Source organism: Luteimonas sp. MC1828 (genome assembly GCF_016461615.1).
Taxonomy (GTDB): domain Bacteria; phylum Pseudomonadota; class Gammaproteobacteria; order Xanthomonadales; family Xanthomonadaceae; genus Luteimonas.
On sequence record NZ_JAEMNY010000001.1, the window covers coordinates 1,652,446 to 1,667,695 of the forward strand.

The 15,250-nt window shown below is 71.6% G+C and carries 13 protein-coding genes; 10 read left to right on the plus strand and 3 right to left on the minus strand.

Annotated elements, in window-relative coordinates; translation table 11 throughout:
* The first annotated feature begins 15 nt into the window (after positions 1–15).
* From JHB91_RS07580 to JHB91_RS07595, 4 genes are read left to right on the plus strand one after another with little or no spacing between them, the layout of a single operon-like run.
* Complete coding sequence (locus JHB91_RS07580) at positions 16–1,104, plus strand: ABC transporter permease (RefSeq protein ID WP_199472285.1); 1,089 nt, start codon at positions 16–18, stop codon at positions 1,102–1,104.
* Positions 1,101–1,895: an ATP-binding cassette domain-containing protein gene (locus JHB91_RS07585; protein WP_234446983.1), complete on the plus strand. Its 795-nt coding sequence runs from the start codon at positions 1,101–1,103 to the stop codon at positions 1,893–1,895. The genes JHB91_RS07580 and JHB91_RS07585 overlap by 4 nt, the downstream gene beginning before the upstream one ends.
* A gap of 2 nt (positions 1,896–1,897) precedes the next feature.
* Positions 1,898–2,824: an MlaD family protein gene (locus JHB91_RS07590; protein ID WP_199374939.1), complete on the plus strand. Its 927-nt coding sequence runs from the start codon at positions 1,898–1,900 to the stop codon at positions 2,822–2,824.
* A complete protein-coding gene (locus JHB91_RS07595; RefSeq protein WP_199472286.1) occupies positions 2,821–3,486 on the plus strand; it encodes an ABC-type transport auxiliary lipoprotein family protein in 666 nt (221 codons plus the stop codon). The genes JHB91_RS07590 and JHB91_RS07595 overlap by 4 nt, the downstream gene beginning before the upstream one ends.
* On the opposite strand, the gene JHB91_RS07600 is transcribed toward JHB91_RS07595, so the two are convergent.
* A complete protein-coding gene (locus JHB91_RS07600) occupies positions 3,475–4,083 on the minus strand; it encodes an alpha-ketoglutarate-dependent dioxygenase AlkB (protein WP_199472287.1) in 609 nt (202 codons plus the stop codon). The two genes, JHB91_RS07595 and JHB91_RS07600, sit on opposite strands and share 12 nt — an antisense overlap.
* Positions 4,084–4,172: 89 nt before the next feature.
* On the opposite strand from JHB91_RS07600, the gene JHB91_RS07605 reads away from it, so the two are divergent.
* Entirely contained in the window at positions 4,173–5,828 is a 1,656-nt protein-coding gene (locus tag JHB91_RS07605) for an electron transfer flavoprotein-ubiquinone oxidoreductase (RefSeq protein WP_199472288.1), read from the plus strand.
* A gap of 13 nt (positions 5,829–5,841) precedes the next feature.
* Here the strand turns inward: JHB91_RS07605 and JHB91_RS07610 are convergent, their stop codons facing one another.
* The gene (locus JHB91_RS07610; protein ID WP_199472289.1) at positions 5,842–7,356 is read right to left on the minus strand and encodes a hypothetical protein; all 1,515 of its coding nucleotides are present in this window, start codon (positions 7,354–7,356) and stop codon (positions 5,842–5,844) included.
* A gap of 125 nt (positions 7,357–7,481) precedes the next feature.
* Here JHB91_RS07610 and JHB91_RS07615 point away from each other — a divergent pair, with 125 nt between their 5' ends.
* The 5 genes from JHB91_RS07615 to JHB91_RS07635 are packed head-to-tail and all read left to right on the plus strand — an operon-like array spanning position 7,482 to position 13,610.
* Positions 7,482–8,444 carry a glycosyltransferase family 2 protein gene (locus tag JHB91_RS07615; protein WP_199375156.1) on the plus strand — a complete coding sequence of 321 codons (963 nt, stop codon included), beginning with the start codon at positions 7,482–7,484 and terminating at the stop codon, positions 8,442–8,444.
* On the plus strand, positions 8,437–9,471 hold the full coding sequence (locus JHB91_RS07620) for a hypothetical protein (protein ID WP_199472290.1): 1,035 nt from the start codon (positions 8,437–8,439) through the stop codon (positions 9,469–9,471). Before JHB91_RS07615 ends, JHB91_RS07620 begins: the two co-directional genes overlap by 8 nt.
* A complete protein-coding gene (locus JHB91_RS07625) occupies positions 9,471–10,238 on the plus strand; it encodes a class I SAM-dependent methyltransferase (RefSeq protein WP_199472291.1) in 768 nt (255 codons plus the stop codon). Before JHB91_RS07620 ends, JHB91_RS07625 begins: the two co-directional genes overlap by 1 nt.
* Before the next feature lie 11 nt (positions 10,239–10,249).
* Positions 10,250–11,383, plus strand: a complete 1,134-nt coding sequence (gene rffA / locus JHB91_RS07630) for a dTDP-4-amino-4,6-dideoxygalactose transaminase (protein WP_199472292.1) — start codon at positions 10,250–10,252, stop codon at positions 11,381–11,383.
* The gene (locus tag JHB91_RS07635; protein ID WP_199472293.1) at positions 11,376–13,610 is read left to right on the plus strand and encodes a hypothetical protein; all 2,235 of its coding nucleotides are present in this window, start codon (positions 11,376–11,378) and stop codon (positions 13,608–13,610) included. The genes rffA and JHB91_RS07635 overlap by 8 nt, the downstream gene beginning before the upstream one ends.
* Here the strand turns inward: JHB91_RS07635 and JHB91_RS07640 are convergent.
* Positions 13,607–15,154, minus strand: coding sequence for a hypothetical protein (locus JHB91_RS07640; protein ID WP_199472294.1), 1,548 nt, complete (start codon positions 15,152–15,154; stop codon positions 13,607–13,609). The two genes, JHB91_RS07635 and JHB91_RS07640, sit on opposite strands and share 4 nt — an antisense overlap.
* Positions 15,155–15,250 lie beyond the last annotated feature (96 nt).

A 15,250-nucleotide genomic window follows, 5' to 3' on the forward strand; every position in this document is an offset into this window, starting at 1 on the left:
ACCACCGCGCCCAGCATGGCACCCGATCCGGACGACGCCGGGCGCTGGCGGCTTGCCGGACGCTGGACGCTGCGCAACGCCGAAATATTCACCGCCGCGCTGCGCGCGGCACCCGACGGCATTGCGGGCATCGACGCACGCGGCGTGGAGCGGCTCGACACCGTGGGCGTGCTGCAGCTGATGCGCTTCGCGCGTGCGCGCGGGCTGGATCTCGAGGCCCTCGAATTCCACCAGGACCACCACGCGCTGGTGGCGGCGATCGAGGACGTGGTGGACGACCGCCCGCGCAAGCGCCGCGAATACGGCGTTGCCGCGGCCCTCGGGCGCCTCGGGTTCGCCGTGCAGGACAACTGGAACGAGATCGTCGCGCTGGTGAGCTTCCTCGGCGAGAACCTCGCCAAGATGCTGCGCATGGTGAAGGAGCCGCGCCGCTTCCGCGTCACCGCCACCGTGCACCACATGGAGCAGGTTGGCCTGGACGCGGTGCCGCTGGTGATCCTGCTGTCGTTCCTGGTCGGCGCGGTGATCGCCTTCCTGGGCGCCAACATCCTCGTCGACTTCGGCGCCACCATCTTCGTGGTGGAGCTGGTGTCGATCGCCTTCCTGCGCGAGTTCGGCGTGCTGCTGACCGCGATCCTGCTGGCCGGCCGCACCGCCAGCGCGTTCACCGCGCAGATCGGCGCGATGGTCAGCCGCGAGGAGATCGACGCCATGCGCACGCTGGGCCTGGACCCGGTCGACGTGCTGGTCATCCCGCGGCTGCTGGCGCTGCTGGTGATGCTGCCGCTGCTGACGTTCATCGCCATGATCGCAGGCCTGCTCGGCGGCATGGCGGTGGGCGCGTTCGAACTCGGCATCCCGCCGCAGGCCTACCTGGCGCGCATGCACGACGAGATGGAGATCCGCCACTTCCTGGTCGGCATGTCCAAGGCGCCGCTGTTCGCGATGGTGATCGGCCTGATCGGCTGCCTGGAGGGGCTGCAGGTCAAGGGCACCGCGCAGTCGGTCGGCGAGCGCACCACCTCCAGCGTGGTGCAGACGATCTCGCTGGTGATCATCTTCGACGCGCTGGCCGCGATCTGGTTCATGCAGGTGGGCTGGTGAACGCCGACGAGCCGATCATCCGCGTGCGCGGGCTGTGCACCCGGTTCGGCGACCAGGTCGTGCACGACAACCTGGACCTCGACGTGCGCCGCGGAGAGATCCTCGGCGTGGTGGGTGGCTCGGGCAGCGGCAAGTCGGTGCTGATGCGCTCGATCATCGGCCTGCGCAAGCCCGATGCCGGTGACATCGAGGTGATGGGCGTCGACAGCGCGTCCGACGATCCCGCCGACCGGATCCATGTCGAGCGCCGCACCGGCGTGCTGTTCCAGGACGGTGCGCTGTTCTCGTCGTTGACTGTCGGCGAGAACGTCGAGGTGCCGCTGAAGGAGCACTACCCGGGCCTCTCGGACTCGCTGCGCTACGAGCTCGCGCTGCTCAAGATCAAGCTTGCCGGCCTGCCTGCCGACGCACTCGGCAAGCTGCCGTCGCAGCTGTCCGGCGGCATGCGCAAGCGCGCCGGCCTTGCGCGCGCGCTGGCGCTGGACCCGCCGCTGCTGTTCCTCGACGAACCCACGGCGGGGCTGGATCCGATCGGCGCGTCGGCCTTCGACCACCTCATCCGCACCCTCCAGCAGGCGCTGGGGCTCACGGTGTTCCTCATCACCCACGACCTGGACACCCTGTACGCTATCTGCGACCGCGTGGCGGTGCTTGCCGACCGCAAGGTGGTGGCGGTGGGGCCGCTGGCCGAGATCGAGCGCCTCGAGCACCCGTGGGTGCAGGAATACTTCAATGGTCCGCGCGGTCGCGCGGCGCAACGGGCGACACAGCGCGCCGCCGAGGACAATTGACGATGGAAACCAGGGCCAACTACGTGCTGATCGGCGCCTTCACCCTGGCCGCGGCGCTTGCGTTGCTGCTGTTCGGGCTGTGGGCCGCCAAGTTCTCCACCGACCGCAACTGGCGGAGCTACCACGTGGTGTTCAACGAGCCTGTCACCGGCCTGCTCGAAGGCAGCGTGGTGCAGTACAACGGCATCGCGGTGGGCACCGTCGACGCGCTGTCGCTCGCCCCGCAGGATCCGCGGCGCGTGGTGGCGCGCATCCGGGTGGAGGCCGACGTACCGGTGAAGATCGACACCCGCGCCAAGCTCTCGGTGACCGGGCTGACCGGCTCGACCTTCATCCAGCTGACCGGCGGCAGCCCGGACGCCCCGCACCTGGAGGCGCGCGAGAACGGCGCGATCCCGGTGATCCTGACCGAGGCCTCGGCGCTGCAGAACATCGCCGACACCGCCAACCGCCTGGTGGCGCGCCTGGACCTGGTGCTGAGCGAGGAGAACGTGGAGCGCATCGCGCGCACGCTGGAGAACATCGAAGGCATGACCGGCGCCGTGGCCGGCCAGCGCGAGGACCTGGCCGCGCTGATCGTCAATGCGCGCCAGGCCAGCGAAGACCTGGTGGTGGTGGTGGAGACCTCCAACCGCGCGATGACCGGACTGGAACGCGACTTCGTGGCCAAGCTGCCCGGGCTGGTGGCCGACCTGGAATCTACGCTGGCCAAGATGGATTCCGCCGCCAACAGCGCCGACCTGATCCTTGGCGAGAACCGCAACGCCATCAACAGTTTCGCCAACGACGGCCTGGCGCAGCTCGGCCCGACGCTGTCGGAGCTGCGCTCGCTGGTGCGCGACCTGCGCCGCATCGGCGACCGCTTCGATGCCAACCCCACGCGCTACCTGCTCGGCCGTGACGCGCCGAAGGAGTTCGAACCCGAATGAAACCGATCACCGCAACCGCGCGCCTGGCCATCGTGGCCGCAGCGCTGGCGCTCGGCGCCTGTTCGATCCTGGGCGGCGCCGGCGAGCGCGAACGCGCGGCCATCTACTCGCCCGACCCGCGCGTGGCCGCCGATCCCGCCTGGCCGCGCGTCGACTGGCAGCTCGCGATCAATGCGCCGAGCGCCGCGCGCACCGTCGACACGTTCCGCATCGCGGTGCGCCCGTCGCCGGGCGAGCTGCAGGTGTATTCGGGCGCCAGCTGGGCGCGCTCGCCGACCGACATGGTCGAAGAAGTGGTGCTGCGCACGCTCGAGGATTCCGGCCACATAGCCGGGGTCGCGCGCCGTGGCAGCGGCGTGGCGCCCGACTACCGCCTGCTGCTCGACCTGCGCCGCTTCGAGGCCGACTACGCCGGCCGCGCGACGCCGGCGGCCACCATCGAGCTGCACGCCAAGCTGCTGCACGCACGCTCGCAGGGGATCGTGGCGTCACGCACGTTCACCGTGTCCGAACTGGCGGCGGGCACCGATGTCAGCACGGTCGCGACCACCTTCACGACCGCGCTGGAAACGCTCGGTCGCGACGTCGCCGGCTGGACCCTGGCCACCGGTGCCGAACACGCCCGCACCGCGCCCGCTCCGTCCACCGCTTCAGGGCGCTGAGCGGATCCTGCGGAACGTCAGGTTGATGCGCGGCCCCACCGCGCGCGCGGTGCGCGGCAGCGCATGGCGGTAATGGCGCTGGGTGTCGCCGGCCATGCGCAGCAGGCTGCCGTGGCCGAGTTCCAGCGCCAGCTTCGAGGGCATGACGCTCGAACCCGCGGCCACCGCCTCCTTCAGCACGAAGCGCCGCGTGGCCCCGAGGCTCAGCGATGCGATCACCGGCCTTGCCCCGAGCTCGGGCTCGTCATCGCGGTGCCAGCCCATGGCGTCGCGGCCGTCGCGGTAGAGGTTGGCGAGCACGCTGTTGAACTCCTCGCCGCAGGTTTCCGCAACGCGCGCGCGCAGGTCCGCCAGCGCCGGTGGCCACGGCTGCGGCTCGAACCGCGTGCCGGAATAGGTGTAGCCGGCGCCGGCGTCGCCGATCCAGCACGACAGCCGCGGCGAATCGACCAGGCGCCCGAACATGCGGATGCGGTGCACCGTCCAGGGCACGTCGGCGCGCAGCCGCTCGAACAGTGCGTCCGCTTCCGCGCGCGCGAGCCAGGCCGGATCGAACGCGAGATCGGCCCCTTCGAGCGTGACCGGGATGAGCGCCATGGCGCGCACGCTAGCACGCACCACCACGTCGGTTTGCCGCGCACCGCGCGAGCCGCGACAATCAACGCACTGCAACACGGGCCGCCCGCATGAACCAGCCAGCCGAACCTGCCACCACCATCGACGTGCCCGAGCCCGAGCGCGACGTCATGGAATACGACGTCGTGACGGTGGGGGCCGGCCCCGCCGGCCTGGCCTTCGCGATCCGCCTCAAGCAGCTGAACCCCGACATCTCGGTCTGCGTGATCGAGAAGTCGAGCACCATCGGCGCGCACATCCTGTCCGGCGCGGTGATCGAGCCCGGCCCGCTCGATGCCCTGCTGCCGGGCTGGCGCGACAACCCGCCGCCGATCTGCGTGCCGGCCGGCGAGGACGAGCTCTGGTACCTGACGAAGGACGGCGGCCGCAAGTTCCCGATCGTGCCGCCGGGCATGCGCAACCACGGCAACTTCATCGTCAGCCTCGGCGCGATGTGCGCGTGGCTGGCGCCGCAGGCCGAGGCGCTGGGCGTGGAGATCTATCCGGGCTTCGCCGCCGCGCAGACGCTGCACGCCGCCGACGGCCGCGTCACCGGGGTACGCATCGGCGACATGGGCGTCGCCCGCGACGGCTCGGAGAAGCCGGGCTACACCGCCGGCATCGACATCCACGCCAAGGTCACCGTGCTTGCCGAAGGTGCGCGGGGGCACCTCACCAAGCGCCTGGTGAAGCGCTTCGAACTCGATGCCGACAGCGACCCGCAGGCGTATTCGATCGGCATCAAGGAGCTGTGGCAGCTGCCCGCCGGCCGCGTGACGCCGGGCAAGATCGTGCACTCGCTCGGCTGGCCGGCCGACAACGACACCTACGGCGGCAGCTTCCTCTACCACCTGGAGAACGACCAGGTGGCGCTGGGCTATGTCAGCGGCCTCGATTACAGCGATCCCGAATACCGGCCGTGGGAGGCCTTCCAGCAATGGAAGAACCATCCGACGGTCAAGCCGCTGCTCGAGGGCGGCACCATCCTCTCCGCCGGCGCGCGCGCCATCGTCACCGGCGGCTGGCAGTCGCTGCCCAAGGTGGAGATGCCCGGCGCGCTGCTGATCGGTGACACGGCGGGGCTCCTCAACGTGCCCAAGATCAAGGGCACCCACCAGGCGATCCGCTCGGGCATGCTTGCCGCCGAGCACCTCGCGGCCGCTGGGCTTGCGCCCGAGGGCTACGACGCGAAGCTGCGCGATTCCGACGCCATGCGCGAGCTGCGCGCGGTGCGCAACATCAAGCCCGGCTTCAAGAAGGGCCTGTGGTTCGGGCTGCTCAACGCCGCCTGGGAAACCGCTGTCGGCGGGCACTCGCCGTGGACGCTCAAGGTCAAGGCGGACTGGTCGTCGCTGGACAGGCTGGGCGGCCAGGGGCAGCCGGAACGCGACTACGTGAAGCGCGAGCTCGCCCCGCGCGACCGCCTCGCCGGCGTGTACTTCGCCGCCACCGAGCACGACGAGGACCAGCCCGTGCACCTGCTGGTGCACGACACCGAGGTCTGCGTGACCCGTTGCGCCGAGGAGTACGGCAATCCCTGCACGCGCTTCTGCCCGGCCGGCGTGTACGAGATCGTCGAGGACGCGCAGGCCGCGCACGGCAAGCGGCTGCAGATCAATGCCGCCAACTGCGTGCACTGCAAGACCTGCGACATCAAGGATCCCTACGAGATCATCACCTGGGTGACGCCGGAGGGCGGCGCGGGGCCGAACTACCAGAACCTGTAGCCGACGCGCGCGTTCATTCGGCAGGTGCTGCGGACTGCGGAAGCAGCCCGGCGGCGCGGGCCAGTTCGGGATGGCGCGCCTGGAACCGCGGCGAGAACAGGTTCAAGCGGTGCTCGACGAGCATCGCCATCAGCGCCACGCGCGTGGCTTCCGGGCGCACGCAGACGTCGATGCCGACCGCGCAGCCCGCGGGCGGATGCAGCGGGTCGCGCGCCATCGCGGCCATGTCGCGTGCCATGTGCGCATAGGCGTCGCGGTGGCCCGGCACCTGTTGCCAGGCGTGGAGCGCCAGCGGCAGCTGCAGCAGCAGCAAGGCCGCACCGGCACCCCAGGCAAGCGCTCGCGCGCGGCCGCTGGCCAGCGCGCCTTCGGCAAGTGCCATCAACAGCAGCGCGACGATCCCGACCTGGTAGAACACCGAGTAGCGTCCCTGGTCGAGGAATGCGGTGCCGCGCACGAACACGCGGCCGTAGAGGACCCCGGCGACCATCGCGTAGAACAGCAGCATCAGCGCGACCGCGAGGAACCAGGTGGCGCCCGGGCGCAGGCGCCACGCCCGCCACCAGAACCATGCATGCAGGCCACCGACCAGCAGCGCCAGCGCGATGCGAGCGGCCAGCCAGCCATCGCCGAAGGTCGCGCGCAGCGCTGCGCCCGACGCCAGCCCCGCGCTGAGCGGCGTTGCCAGCCACGCCCATGCGTCGCGCCACTGCGCAGCCAGGCCGGCCACGCGCGCGGCCATGCCGACGTTGAAGTCGGGACTGGTGCTGCCGCGGATCTCGCCGAACAGCGCGTAGGCGCCACGGCAGGCAAGCAGCACCAGCACCAGCAGCGCAACGACCCGCCATGCACTGCGCAGGCGCTGCTCGCGCGCTCCGGCCAGCAGCAGCGCCGGCGCGGCCGCCGCGACCAGCAGGATCGCGGAATCGTCGCCGACGATGCCGCAGGCGGCCATCGCCAGTACCAGCGGCCACGCGCGCCCGCCGCGGTAGGCGTGCCAGACCGCGGCCAGCACGACGAAGGCGAGCAGGTAGAACGCGTGCGCCATCAGCACCATCGGGTAGGCGTAGACATCCACGCTCGCCGGCGCCAGCTGCACCACCAGCACCGCAGCCATGAGGAACACGACCAGCGGCGTCACCGGCACTTCGCCCCGCTCGCGCAGCACCACCACGCAGAGCAGCGCCCAGCCGGCCACCACGCAGCCCAGCGCGACGCGGGCTTCGAACATGAAGTCGAGCCCGGCCCAGCGCGCGTTGGCGAGCATGAGCAGCTTGCCCAGCGGCTGCGCGTGGTCGACGCCCGCGCGCCTGACCAGGAAGTCGCCGAAGCCGGCGCCGTCTTCCAGCGCCACCTTCAGGAAGGTTTCGATGAAGGTCCAGTTGTCGGAGTACACCAGCGGATTCGCGATGCTGCCGGCGAGCGCGACGGCATGTACGGCCGCCAGCAGCGCGGGCAGCGCCAGCAGCCAGGCCAGGTGATGCGCGTGGTGCGGTGCGCCGGGTGCGCGCGCGGGGCTCGGGACCATGCATTCGGGGTCGGTGTTCGCCGCCCGCGAGTATAGCGGCGCGCACTGCCGCAGCCGCCGGCACGATGTCCATTGCCCGCGGCTTGCGGCACTATTGCCCGGCCCCTCCGCAGCGCCGCGACCCGATGCCCACCGCTCCGCCATCGCCACCCACGCTCAGCATCGTCACTCCGGTCTACGGCTGTGCGGGCTGCGTGGAGGAGCTGGTGGAGCGTTGCCTGCGCGCATTCGATGGCCATGAGCGCATCGAGATCCTGCTGGTTGACGACGCCAGCCCGGACGGCGCGTGGGCGCGCATCGAAGAGCTCGCGCTGCGCCATCCCCAGGTGCGCGGACTGCGGCTGTCGCGCAACTTCGGCCAGCACGCGGCGATCTACGCCGGCCTCGAACACGCGCGCGGCGCGCACGTTGCGGTGATGGACTGCGACCTGCAGGACGCGCCGGAGGCCATCCCGTCGCTGCTGGCGCGCGCGCGCGAGGGCGTCGACATCGTCCATGCGCAGCGCACCGGGCGCCGCGACACGCTCGGCAAGCGCTTGAGCTCGTGGTGTTTCTACCGCCTGCTGGGCTGGCTGTCCGGTGTGCCGCAGGACCACCGCGTCGCCAACTTCGGCGTGTATTCGCGCCGCGTGGTGGAGCTGCTGCTGCGCATGCCGGAAAGCGAGCGCTGCTTTCCGTTGATGGTGCGCTGGACCGGGCTGCCATCCGATTCGCTGCCGGTGGTGCACGCCGAACGTGCGGTCGGCCGCAGTGCCTACGACCTGCGCAAGGCCGCCCGCCTCGCGCTCTCGATCGTGCTGTCGCACTCCGACAAGCCGCTGCGCCTGGTGGTCAAGCTGGGCATGGGCGTGTCGCTGTTTTCGTTCGCCGTGGTACTGGCGGCGGTGTGGCTGTATTTCAGCGGGCGCACCGGGGTCGCCGGTTACACCAGCATCATCGCGTCGATCTGGCTGCTGTGCGGGATCCTCATGTTCTGCGTCGGCGTGGTCGGCCTGTACGTCGGCCAGGTCTTTAAGGACAGCAAGCGCCGGCCGGCCTTCGTGGTGGAGCGGGAAACCGGCGCGGAAGGATCCCTGGCCGATGCTTGAGCACGCCGGCCTCGCGCGCTCGGCGCCCGACAGCGCGCGCTTCGGTCTCGAGGTCTGGCGGGCCACGAGGCTTGACGGCGACCCCCTGCCGGCGCTGCTGGCCAGCGCCGCCGACGTCGCCATCTATCGCCTGCCGGTCGGCGACTCGCAGCGCGTCCGCGCGCTTGCCGGCCTCGGCTTCGAGGTGATCGACGCCGGCGTGCTGGTGTATTACACGGTCGACCTGCAGCGCCACGTGCCGCATGCATCGACGAATGCCGACGTCGACATCAGCCCGGCCACGCCGGCCGACGACGACGCCTTGGCCGCGCTGGTCGATGCCAGCTTCAACGGCTACGCCAGCCACTACTTCGCCAACCCGCTGTTCGCACCCGATCTTGCCCTGGCCGGCTACCGCGAATGGGCGCTGGCCCACCGCGGCGGCGCGCGTACCGCCAGCTGGGTGGCGCGGCGCGCCGGGCGCATCGTCGCCTTCGCCTGCTGCGAGGCCGACGCCGCGGCCGGCATCGCCAACGGCGGCATCTACGGCGTGCTGCCTTCGGAGTCGGGCAGCGGCCTGTTCGGCGACCTGATCCGCCACACGCAGCGCCACTACCGGGCGCTCGGCTTCGCGGAAATGCGCATGTCCACCAAGGTCGACAACTTCGCGGTGCAGAAGGTCTGGGCGCGCGAGGGTTATCACCTGTATGCCGCCTACGACACCCTGCACGTCAACGCGATGCTCGGTGCGCCGGGCGTGCGCACGGTATCGCGCGACTACGCCGCCGGCGCGCTGCGCGACCAGGCCGGCGGCTGGCCGCTGCCGCCCGGCGACATTGCCGCCCTGCTTGCCGACGCCTGCGACGCGAACGTGCAGATCGACATGCTGGCGCAGCTGCCGCTCGCGGCGCTGGATGCACGCCGCGCGCACACGCTTGAGCTCCGCCAGGGTTGGGCGTCGACGGCCGGCCTGCGCCGCGCCAATGCCTGGCTGCGCGACGATGCCGGACGCGCCTGCGCGCTGGTGCAGGCCGGGTTCCGTACGTGATGGGCGCACGCAGCGGCGGCTATGACGCGGCGTTCTTTCCTAAGCTGGCGGCGCTCGAAGCCGGCAACTTCTGGTTCCGCGCGCGCAACCGCCTGCTGCTGCGACTGCTCGCCCGCCACGGCAGCCACGTGCGCGATTACCTTGAGGTCGGCTGCGGCACCGGATTCGTGCTGGCGGCGGTGGCCGAGCGCTTTCCCGGCTGGTGCATCAGCGGCAGCGAGTTCCTCGCCGATAGCCTGCCCTACGCACGCGCACGCGTGCCGCGCGCCCACCTGCTGCAGCTCGATGCCCGCGCCCTGCCGTTCGACGCGGACTTCGATGCAATCGGCGCCTACGACGTGCTCGAGCACATCGACGACGACGGCGCGGCACTGCGCAGCATCCACGAGGCGCTGCGCGCGGACGGCATCGTGGCGCTCACCGTTCCGCAGCACCCGTGGCTGTGGAGCGAGCAGGACGTCGCCGCGCATCACGTGCGCCGCTATGCGCGCGGCGAGCTGGAGGCGAAGCTGCGCGCCGCCGGCTTCGCGATCACCTGGAGCGGCAGCTTCACCAGCGTGCTGCTGCCGCTGATGATGCTGTCGCGGCTGCGGCCGCGGCGCCCCGACGTCGCCTACGACCCGCTCGCCGAACTCGCGCTGCCTCGGCCGCTCGACGCGCTCCTCGACCTGGCGATGCGCATCGAAGGCGCGCTCGTGGCGTGCGGGATCCGCCTGCCGGTGGGCGGCAGCCGGGTCGTGATCGCGCGCAAGGCGGTGCACGCATGAGGGCGTCCGGCATGATCCCCTTCAACCGCCCGCACATGACCGGCGGCGAGCTGGCCAACATCGCCGAGGCGCATGCCGCGGGTCACCTCTCCGGCGACGGCGCATTCACCCGCCGCTGCCACGCCTGGCTGGAGCGCGAAACCGGCGCCAGGCGCGCGCTGCTCACCCACTCCTGCACCGCGGCGCTGGAGATGTCGGCGCTGCTTGCCGACGTCGGCCCCGGCGACGAGGTCATCCTGCCCTCGTACACGTTCGTCTCCACTGCCAACGCCTTCGTGCTGCGCGGCGCCACGCCGGTGTTCGTCGACGTGCGCGCGGACACGCTCAACATCGACGAGCGCCTGGTCGAGGCGGCGGTGACGCCGCGCACGCGCGCGATCTGCGTGGTGCATTACGCCGGCGTCGGCTGCGAGATGGACGTGATCCTGGCCATCGCCGCACGCCACGGCCTGGTGGTGGTCGAGGACGCCGCGCAGGGGATCATGTCGCGCTGGCGCGGCCAGCCGCTGGGCAGCATCGGCGCGCTCGGCACGCTCAGTTTCCACGAGACCAAAAACGTGATCTGCGGCGAAGGCGGCGCGTTGCTGGTCAATGACCCCGCGCTGGTCGCGCGCGCCGAGATCATCCGCGAGAAGGGCACCGACCGCGGCCGCTTCTTCCGCGGCGAGGTCGACCGCTACACGTGGTGCGACCTCGGCTCGTCGTTCCTGCCGGGCGAGATCACCGCGGCGTTCCTGGCGGCGCAGCTCGATCACGCACGCGCGCTCACCGACGGCCGCCTGGCCCTGTGGGCGCGCTACCACGCGTGGGCGCAGGCGCACGAGCAGGCCGGACGCGTGCGCCGGCCGGTGGTGCCGGCGCATTGCGAACACAACGCGCACATGTACTACCTGCTGGCGCCGGACCTGGCGTCGCGCACGCGCATTCTCGAGTCGCTGCGCGCCGACGGCGTGCTGTCGGTGTTCCATTACGTGCCGCTGCATTCCTCGCCCGCCGGGACTCGGCTCGGACGCACGCACGGGTCGCTCGACGTGACCGATGACGTCTCCGCGCGCCTGTTCCGGCTGCCGATGTGGATCGGCCTGGACGCGCACATGGACCGCGTGCTCGAGGCCGCAGACCGCGCGCTGCACGCGCTTGGCTGACGTGCGGCAGCCGCAGGCTCGCCGCTGGTCGATGCGCGCGCTGCGCGAGTTCGCACTGCTGCTCGCGGTCATGGCGGCGGTGTTCGCGATCGCCCGCGTGCACTACGCAGGCGAAACCTTGGCGCGCGGCCCGGACCAGGCCGACATGCTGCTGGCGTTCTTCAACGAGGCCAGCCACGCCATCGCCGAGGAAGGGCTGCTGGCGGCGATGTACACCGAAAGCGTGAGGGCCGGCGAGTCGAACTGGTCCAACCCCAATTACCACATGCTCTACCCGCTGTACTTCAACTGGGCGGGCGCCGACGCCTCGCCGGCGGCCACGCTGGACCGGCTGAACTTCATCGCCATGCTGCACCTCGCGCTGCTCGGCGCGGGCGCCTGCGCGCTGGCCCGCGCCCTGGGCGTGCGCACGGCGCTGGCGTTGGCCGTTGGCCTTGCGCTGCCATGGTTTCCCGCAGTGCGCAGCGCGGCCGGCTGGCCACACATCATCGCCGGCATGGCGTGGCTGCCGTGGGTGCTGGCCGCGCAGGCGCGACTGTATGCGGCGGGGGGATGGAGGGCGCAGGCACCGATGGCGGTCGCGCTGGCGCTGGCGGCAACGCTGCTGGTGTACGCGCATCCCGCGCAGAACCTGGTGTTCGCGGCGTGGGCGTCGGGCGTGGCCTGGCTGCTGGTCGCGGCGCAGACCGTGCTTGCGCGCGACAAGGACGGGCTGCGCGCGCTCGCAACCACCAGCGCCTGGCTTGCAGCGGCCGCGCTGCTGGTATTCGCCGCGACCTGGCCCTACCTCTTCGAGATCCTCGCCTTCCACGCGCGCGCGATCCGCTGGCTTGGCGAGGTCGGCGGCCACGTCACCGGCAACCAGGCCGTGCCGGTGGCAGCGCTGCGCCAGCACGCCTTGGCGCCGGCGGATGCCGGGCTGGTGCTGGGCTTCGAATACCGGCGCGGCATCGGCAATGCCTACCTGGGCGGCGCGATCCTGGTGGCCGCGCTGGCCGTGCTGGGCCGCTCGCTCCCGGCGCTGCCGGCAAGCCGTTTCGCGCGGGCGCTGCTCGCGGTCGCGCTGTTCGCGCTGCTGTCGTGTTTCGCAGCGATGGCACCGCTGCTGGCGATCGTGCCGCTGGCGAACAAGGTGCGCGAACTGACCTGGTGGTCGTGCCTGGCGGTGGTGCTGCTGCTGCCGCTGGCCGCGCTCGGCCTGCAGTCGCTGCGGCTGCGCACGCCGCCGCCGCTCCTGCGCGATCCGTGGGCATGGCTGGGTGTGCTGGGGCTTGTGGCGATGATCATCGCCACCCTGGCGTCCACCGGCGCGTACCGCCCCGGCGCCCTGCTGGCCGCGCTGGTGGCATTCGCGGCACTGGGCTGGTGCATGCGTGCGCCGCGCGGCGGCGCCATCGCGCTCGCCTGCGTGGCGCTGTTGGCGGGCAGTGCGTGGGCGCCGTTCATGCACAACAAGCGCTTTGCCCACGACGACGCGATGCTGTTCCATGCCGACCGCGTGCAGGCGCACGCCGACGCCGCAGCCTTGGCGGAACGCCTGCCGGAGCGCGACCGTTACCGTTTCATGCTTGGCGGCAGCGTCGACAACGCGCACCTCCTCACCCACGCGTGGACGACGCACGGCTTCCGCTCGATCCACGGCGGCATTGGCCCCGCCGAGCACGCGAAGTACCGCCTGCTGTCGCAGGCGAGCCCGATGGTCGCCGCGTTGTATGGCGTTCGCTGGTCGCTGTGGCCCGAGGCCGATGCGCAACCGGGCGACGAGATCCTGCGACCCGGGCTGGTGTTGCGCACGCACGTGGACGCACTGCCGCGGCTGTACCAGCTGGTGGGCGGCATGGCCGTGGTCGCGGATCCGGTCGAGTCACTCCTCGCGCACGGCCAGGCGTCTCCGCTGCGCGCCCTGGTGCGCGCGGGTGACCTGCCCGCCGCGGTCGATGTCGCGCGGCACGCCGGCACGGGACGCCTGGATGGCGAGGTCACGCTGCACCACAACGCGCGCACGCTGCTGCTGGCGACGGTGGACGCGACAGGCCCCGGCCTGCTGATCCTCAACGAAGACCCGGCGGCGCGCTGGCGCGCGACTGTCGACGGACGCGCCACGCCGATGTTCCGCGTCAACGGCTACCAGGTGGCGCTGGCCATCCCGTCGCCCGGACGCCACGCCGTGCGCATCGAACGTCCCGGCCGGCTCCTCGGCCGCGGCGATGCGGTGCCGACGCCCTAGGGTCGGGCCGCCGCACCGCCGCTGGCGGCACACAGGTCCCGACCCGTCATGCGCGTCCCGCGTCCGTAGGCATCGAACGCCAGCACCGGCAGCGTCGGCTGCGCACAGGCATGGGCGGGCGGCGCCACCGTGACCCGCAGATCGTGCCGCGGCTTGCGGCCGGCCTGCGCGGGATTCCGGTAGCACGCCGTTTCGCCCGGGGCCAACACCAGCCAGCGCTGCTCGAAGCCGCGTTTGCGGGACAGATACACCGTGCCGTTGCCGCACCAGGGCGAGTTCTCGCCCAGCCCGTACAGTGCGACCAGCGGTGCTTCCTCCAGCCCGGCGCGCTGCTGCTCGAGGAATTCGAGCATGTGGCGGTTGACGGACTCGCCAGCCGCGTAGCGCCCGGCAAGCTCGAGCCGTGCGTCGTGGTGGAGCAGCGCCGCGCCCAGCGCAACCGCGGTCGCGGCGAGCGCGGGTACGGAGCGACGCACCATCGTCGTCGCGTGCAATGGAGCGCGCTGCGCCAGGTACGCCAGCGCGACCGCGACGATCGCGGCCATCCACGGCAGCCACGCATACGCGCGATACACCGGCATGTTGTTGGGGATGAGCGCGTACGGCACCGCGAGCGAGACCACGGTCGCCACCAGCCAGCACAGGCGAAGACGCAGCGCCGGCGCCGCGAACCACAGGGCGGCACAGGCCGCAGCCGCCAGCAGCGTCGCCACCCAGGTGTAGCCCAGGAACAACGTGGCAAAGGCGCGCAGCAGTGCCGCGGGCGCTAGCTCCACCGCATACGACGCACTGCTGCTGTCGGGCGTGAACAGCCCGGCGACGAAGGGGTTCCGGTCATAGGCCTGCCACGCCATCGAGCCCACGGCGATCGCGACGAACAGCATCGATACCGCGATCCGCGACGCACGCGACCACGGCATCGCGGCCGGCGGCACGCGCATCGCCGTGGCCCCGCTCGCCCACAACAGCGCGACGAGCAGCAGCGGCGGCAGCACGAAGTCCTCCTTCGCGAACGCGCTGGCCACGTAGGCCAGTGCCGCCAGTGCGCAACGCCAGGCACTGGCGCGTCGCCAGCCGTGCCAGAGCAGCAGCAGGCAGGCCAGGCCGAAGCCATGCGACACCAGGTTGGTCATCAGCCCGAGGTACTTGCCGTGCTGCAGCGCGGCCGGATGGCTCGACAGCACGACGCCGCAGGCGACCGCCGCGAGCACGCCGGGGCGCACGCCGAACACGTCGCGCACCAGCAGCAGCGCAAGCCACGCCACCAGCACGGCCGACGCGTTGAGCACGACGTAGGACGCCAGCTGGCCGCAGGCGGCGACCAGGAAGATCACGTTGGTCGACACCGGGCGCTTCCAGTCCCAGCCCATGTCGGCGAGCGTGCCGGCGAGGAACGAGAAGTCGTCGGGGTGGTTCGGGAACGGGCTGTTCGGCGTCAGCAGGAAGTTGAACACCAGGTGCGTCGCCGACAGCACAAGCAGCAGCATCGCCGCATGCGCGCCGTGGCGCCCGCGCGGGTCGGGACTGTGCAGCTCGATCGTCATCGTGGTGGTCCTGGCCTGCCCCGTGCGGCGGCCGATCATAGCGTGGCGCCGCCGCCGCCCGCCGCGGCGGGCGCCCGGCCGCGTTCTGGCAGAATG

Bases quoted from the DNA above. Each gene is read 5' to 3' on its own strand.
- JHB91_RS07605 (WP_199472288.1), top strand. From the start codon at position 4,173: ATGAACCAGCCAGCCGAACCTGCCACCACCATCGACGTGCCCGAGCCC.
- JHB91_RS07640 (WP_199472294.1), bottom strand. From the start codon at position 15,154: ATGACGATCGAGCTGCACAGTCCCGACCCGCGCGGGCGCCACGGCGCG.
- JHB91_RS07625 (WP_199472291.1), top strand. From the start codon at position 9,471: ATGGGCGCACGCAGCGGCGGCTATGACGCGGCGTTCTTTCCTAAGCTG.
- JHB91_RS07595 (WP_199472286.1), top strand. From the start codon at position 2,821: ATGAAACCGATCACCGCAACCGCGCGCCTGGCCATCGTGGCCGCAGCG.
- JHB91_RS07615 (WP_199375156.1), top strand. From the start codon at position 7,482: ATGCCCACCGCTCCGCCATCGCCACCCACGCTCAGCATCGTCACTCCG.
- JHB91_RS07580 (WP_199472285.1), top strand. From the start codon at position 16: ATGGCACCCGATCCGGACGACGCCGGGCGCTGGCGGCTTGCCGGACGC.
- rffA (WP_199472292.1), top strand. From the start codon at position 10,250: ATGATCCCCTTCAACCGCCCGCACATGACCGGCGGCGAGCTGGCCAAC.
- JHB91_RS07590 (WP_199374939.1), top strand. From the start codon at position 1,898: ATGGAAACCAGGGCCAACTACGTGCTGATCGGCGCCTTCACCCTGGCC.
- JHB91_RS07600 (WP_199472287.1), bottom strand. From the start codon at position 4,083: ATGGCGCTCATCCCGGTCACGCTCGAAGGGGCCGATCTCGCGTTCGAT.
- JHB91_RS07620 (WP_199472290.1), top strand. From the start codon at position 8,437: ATGCTTGAGCACGCCGGCCTCGCGCGCTCGGCGCCCGACAGCGCGCGC.
- JHB91_RS07610 (WP_199472289.1), bottom strand. From the start codon at position 7,356: ATGGTCCCGAGCCCCGCGCGCGCACCCGGCGCACCGCACCACGCGCAT.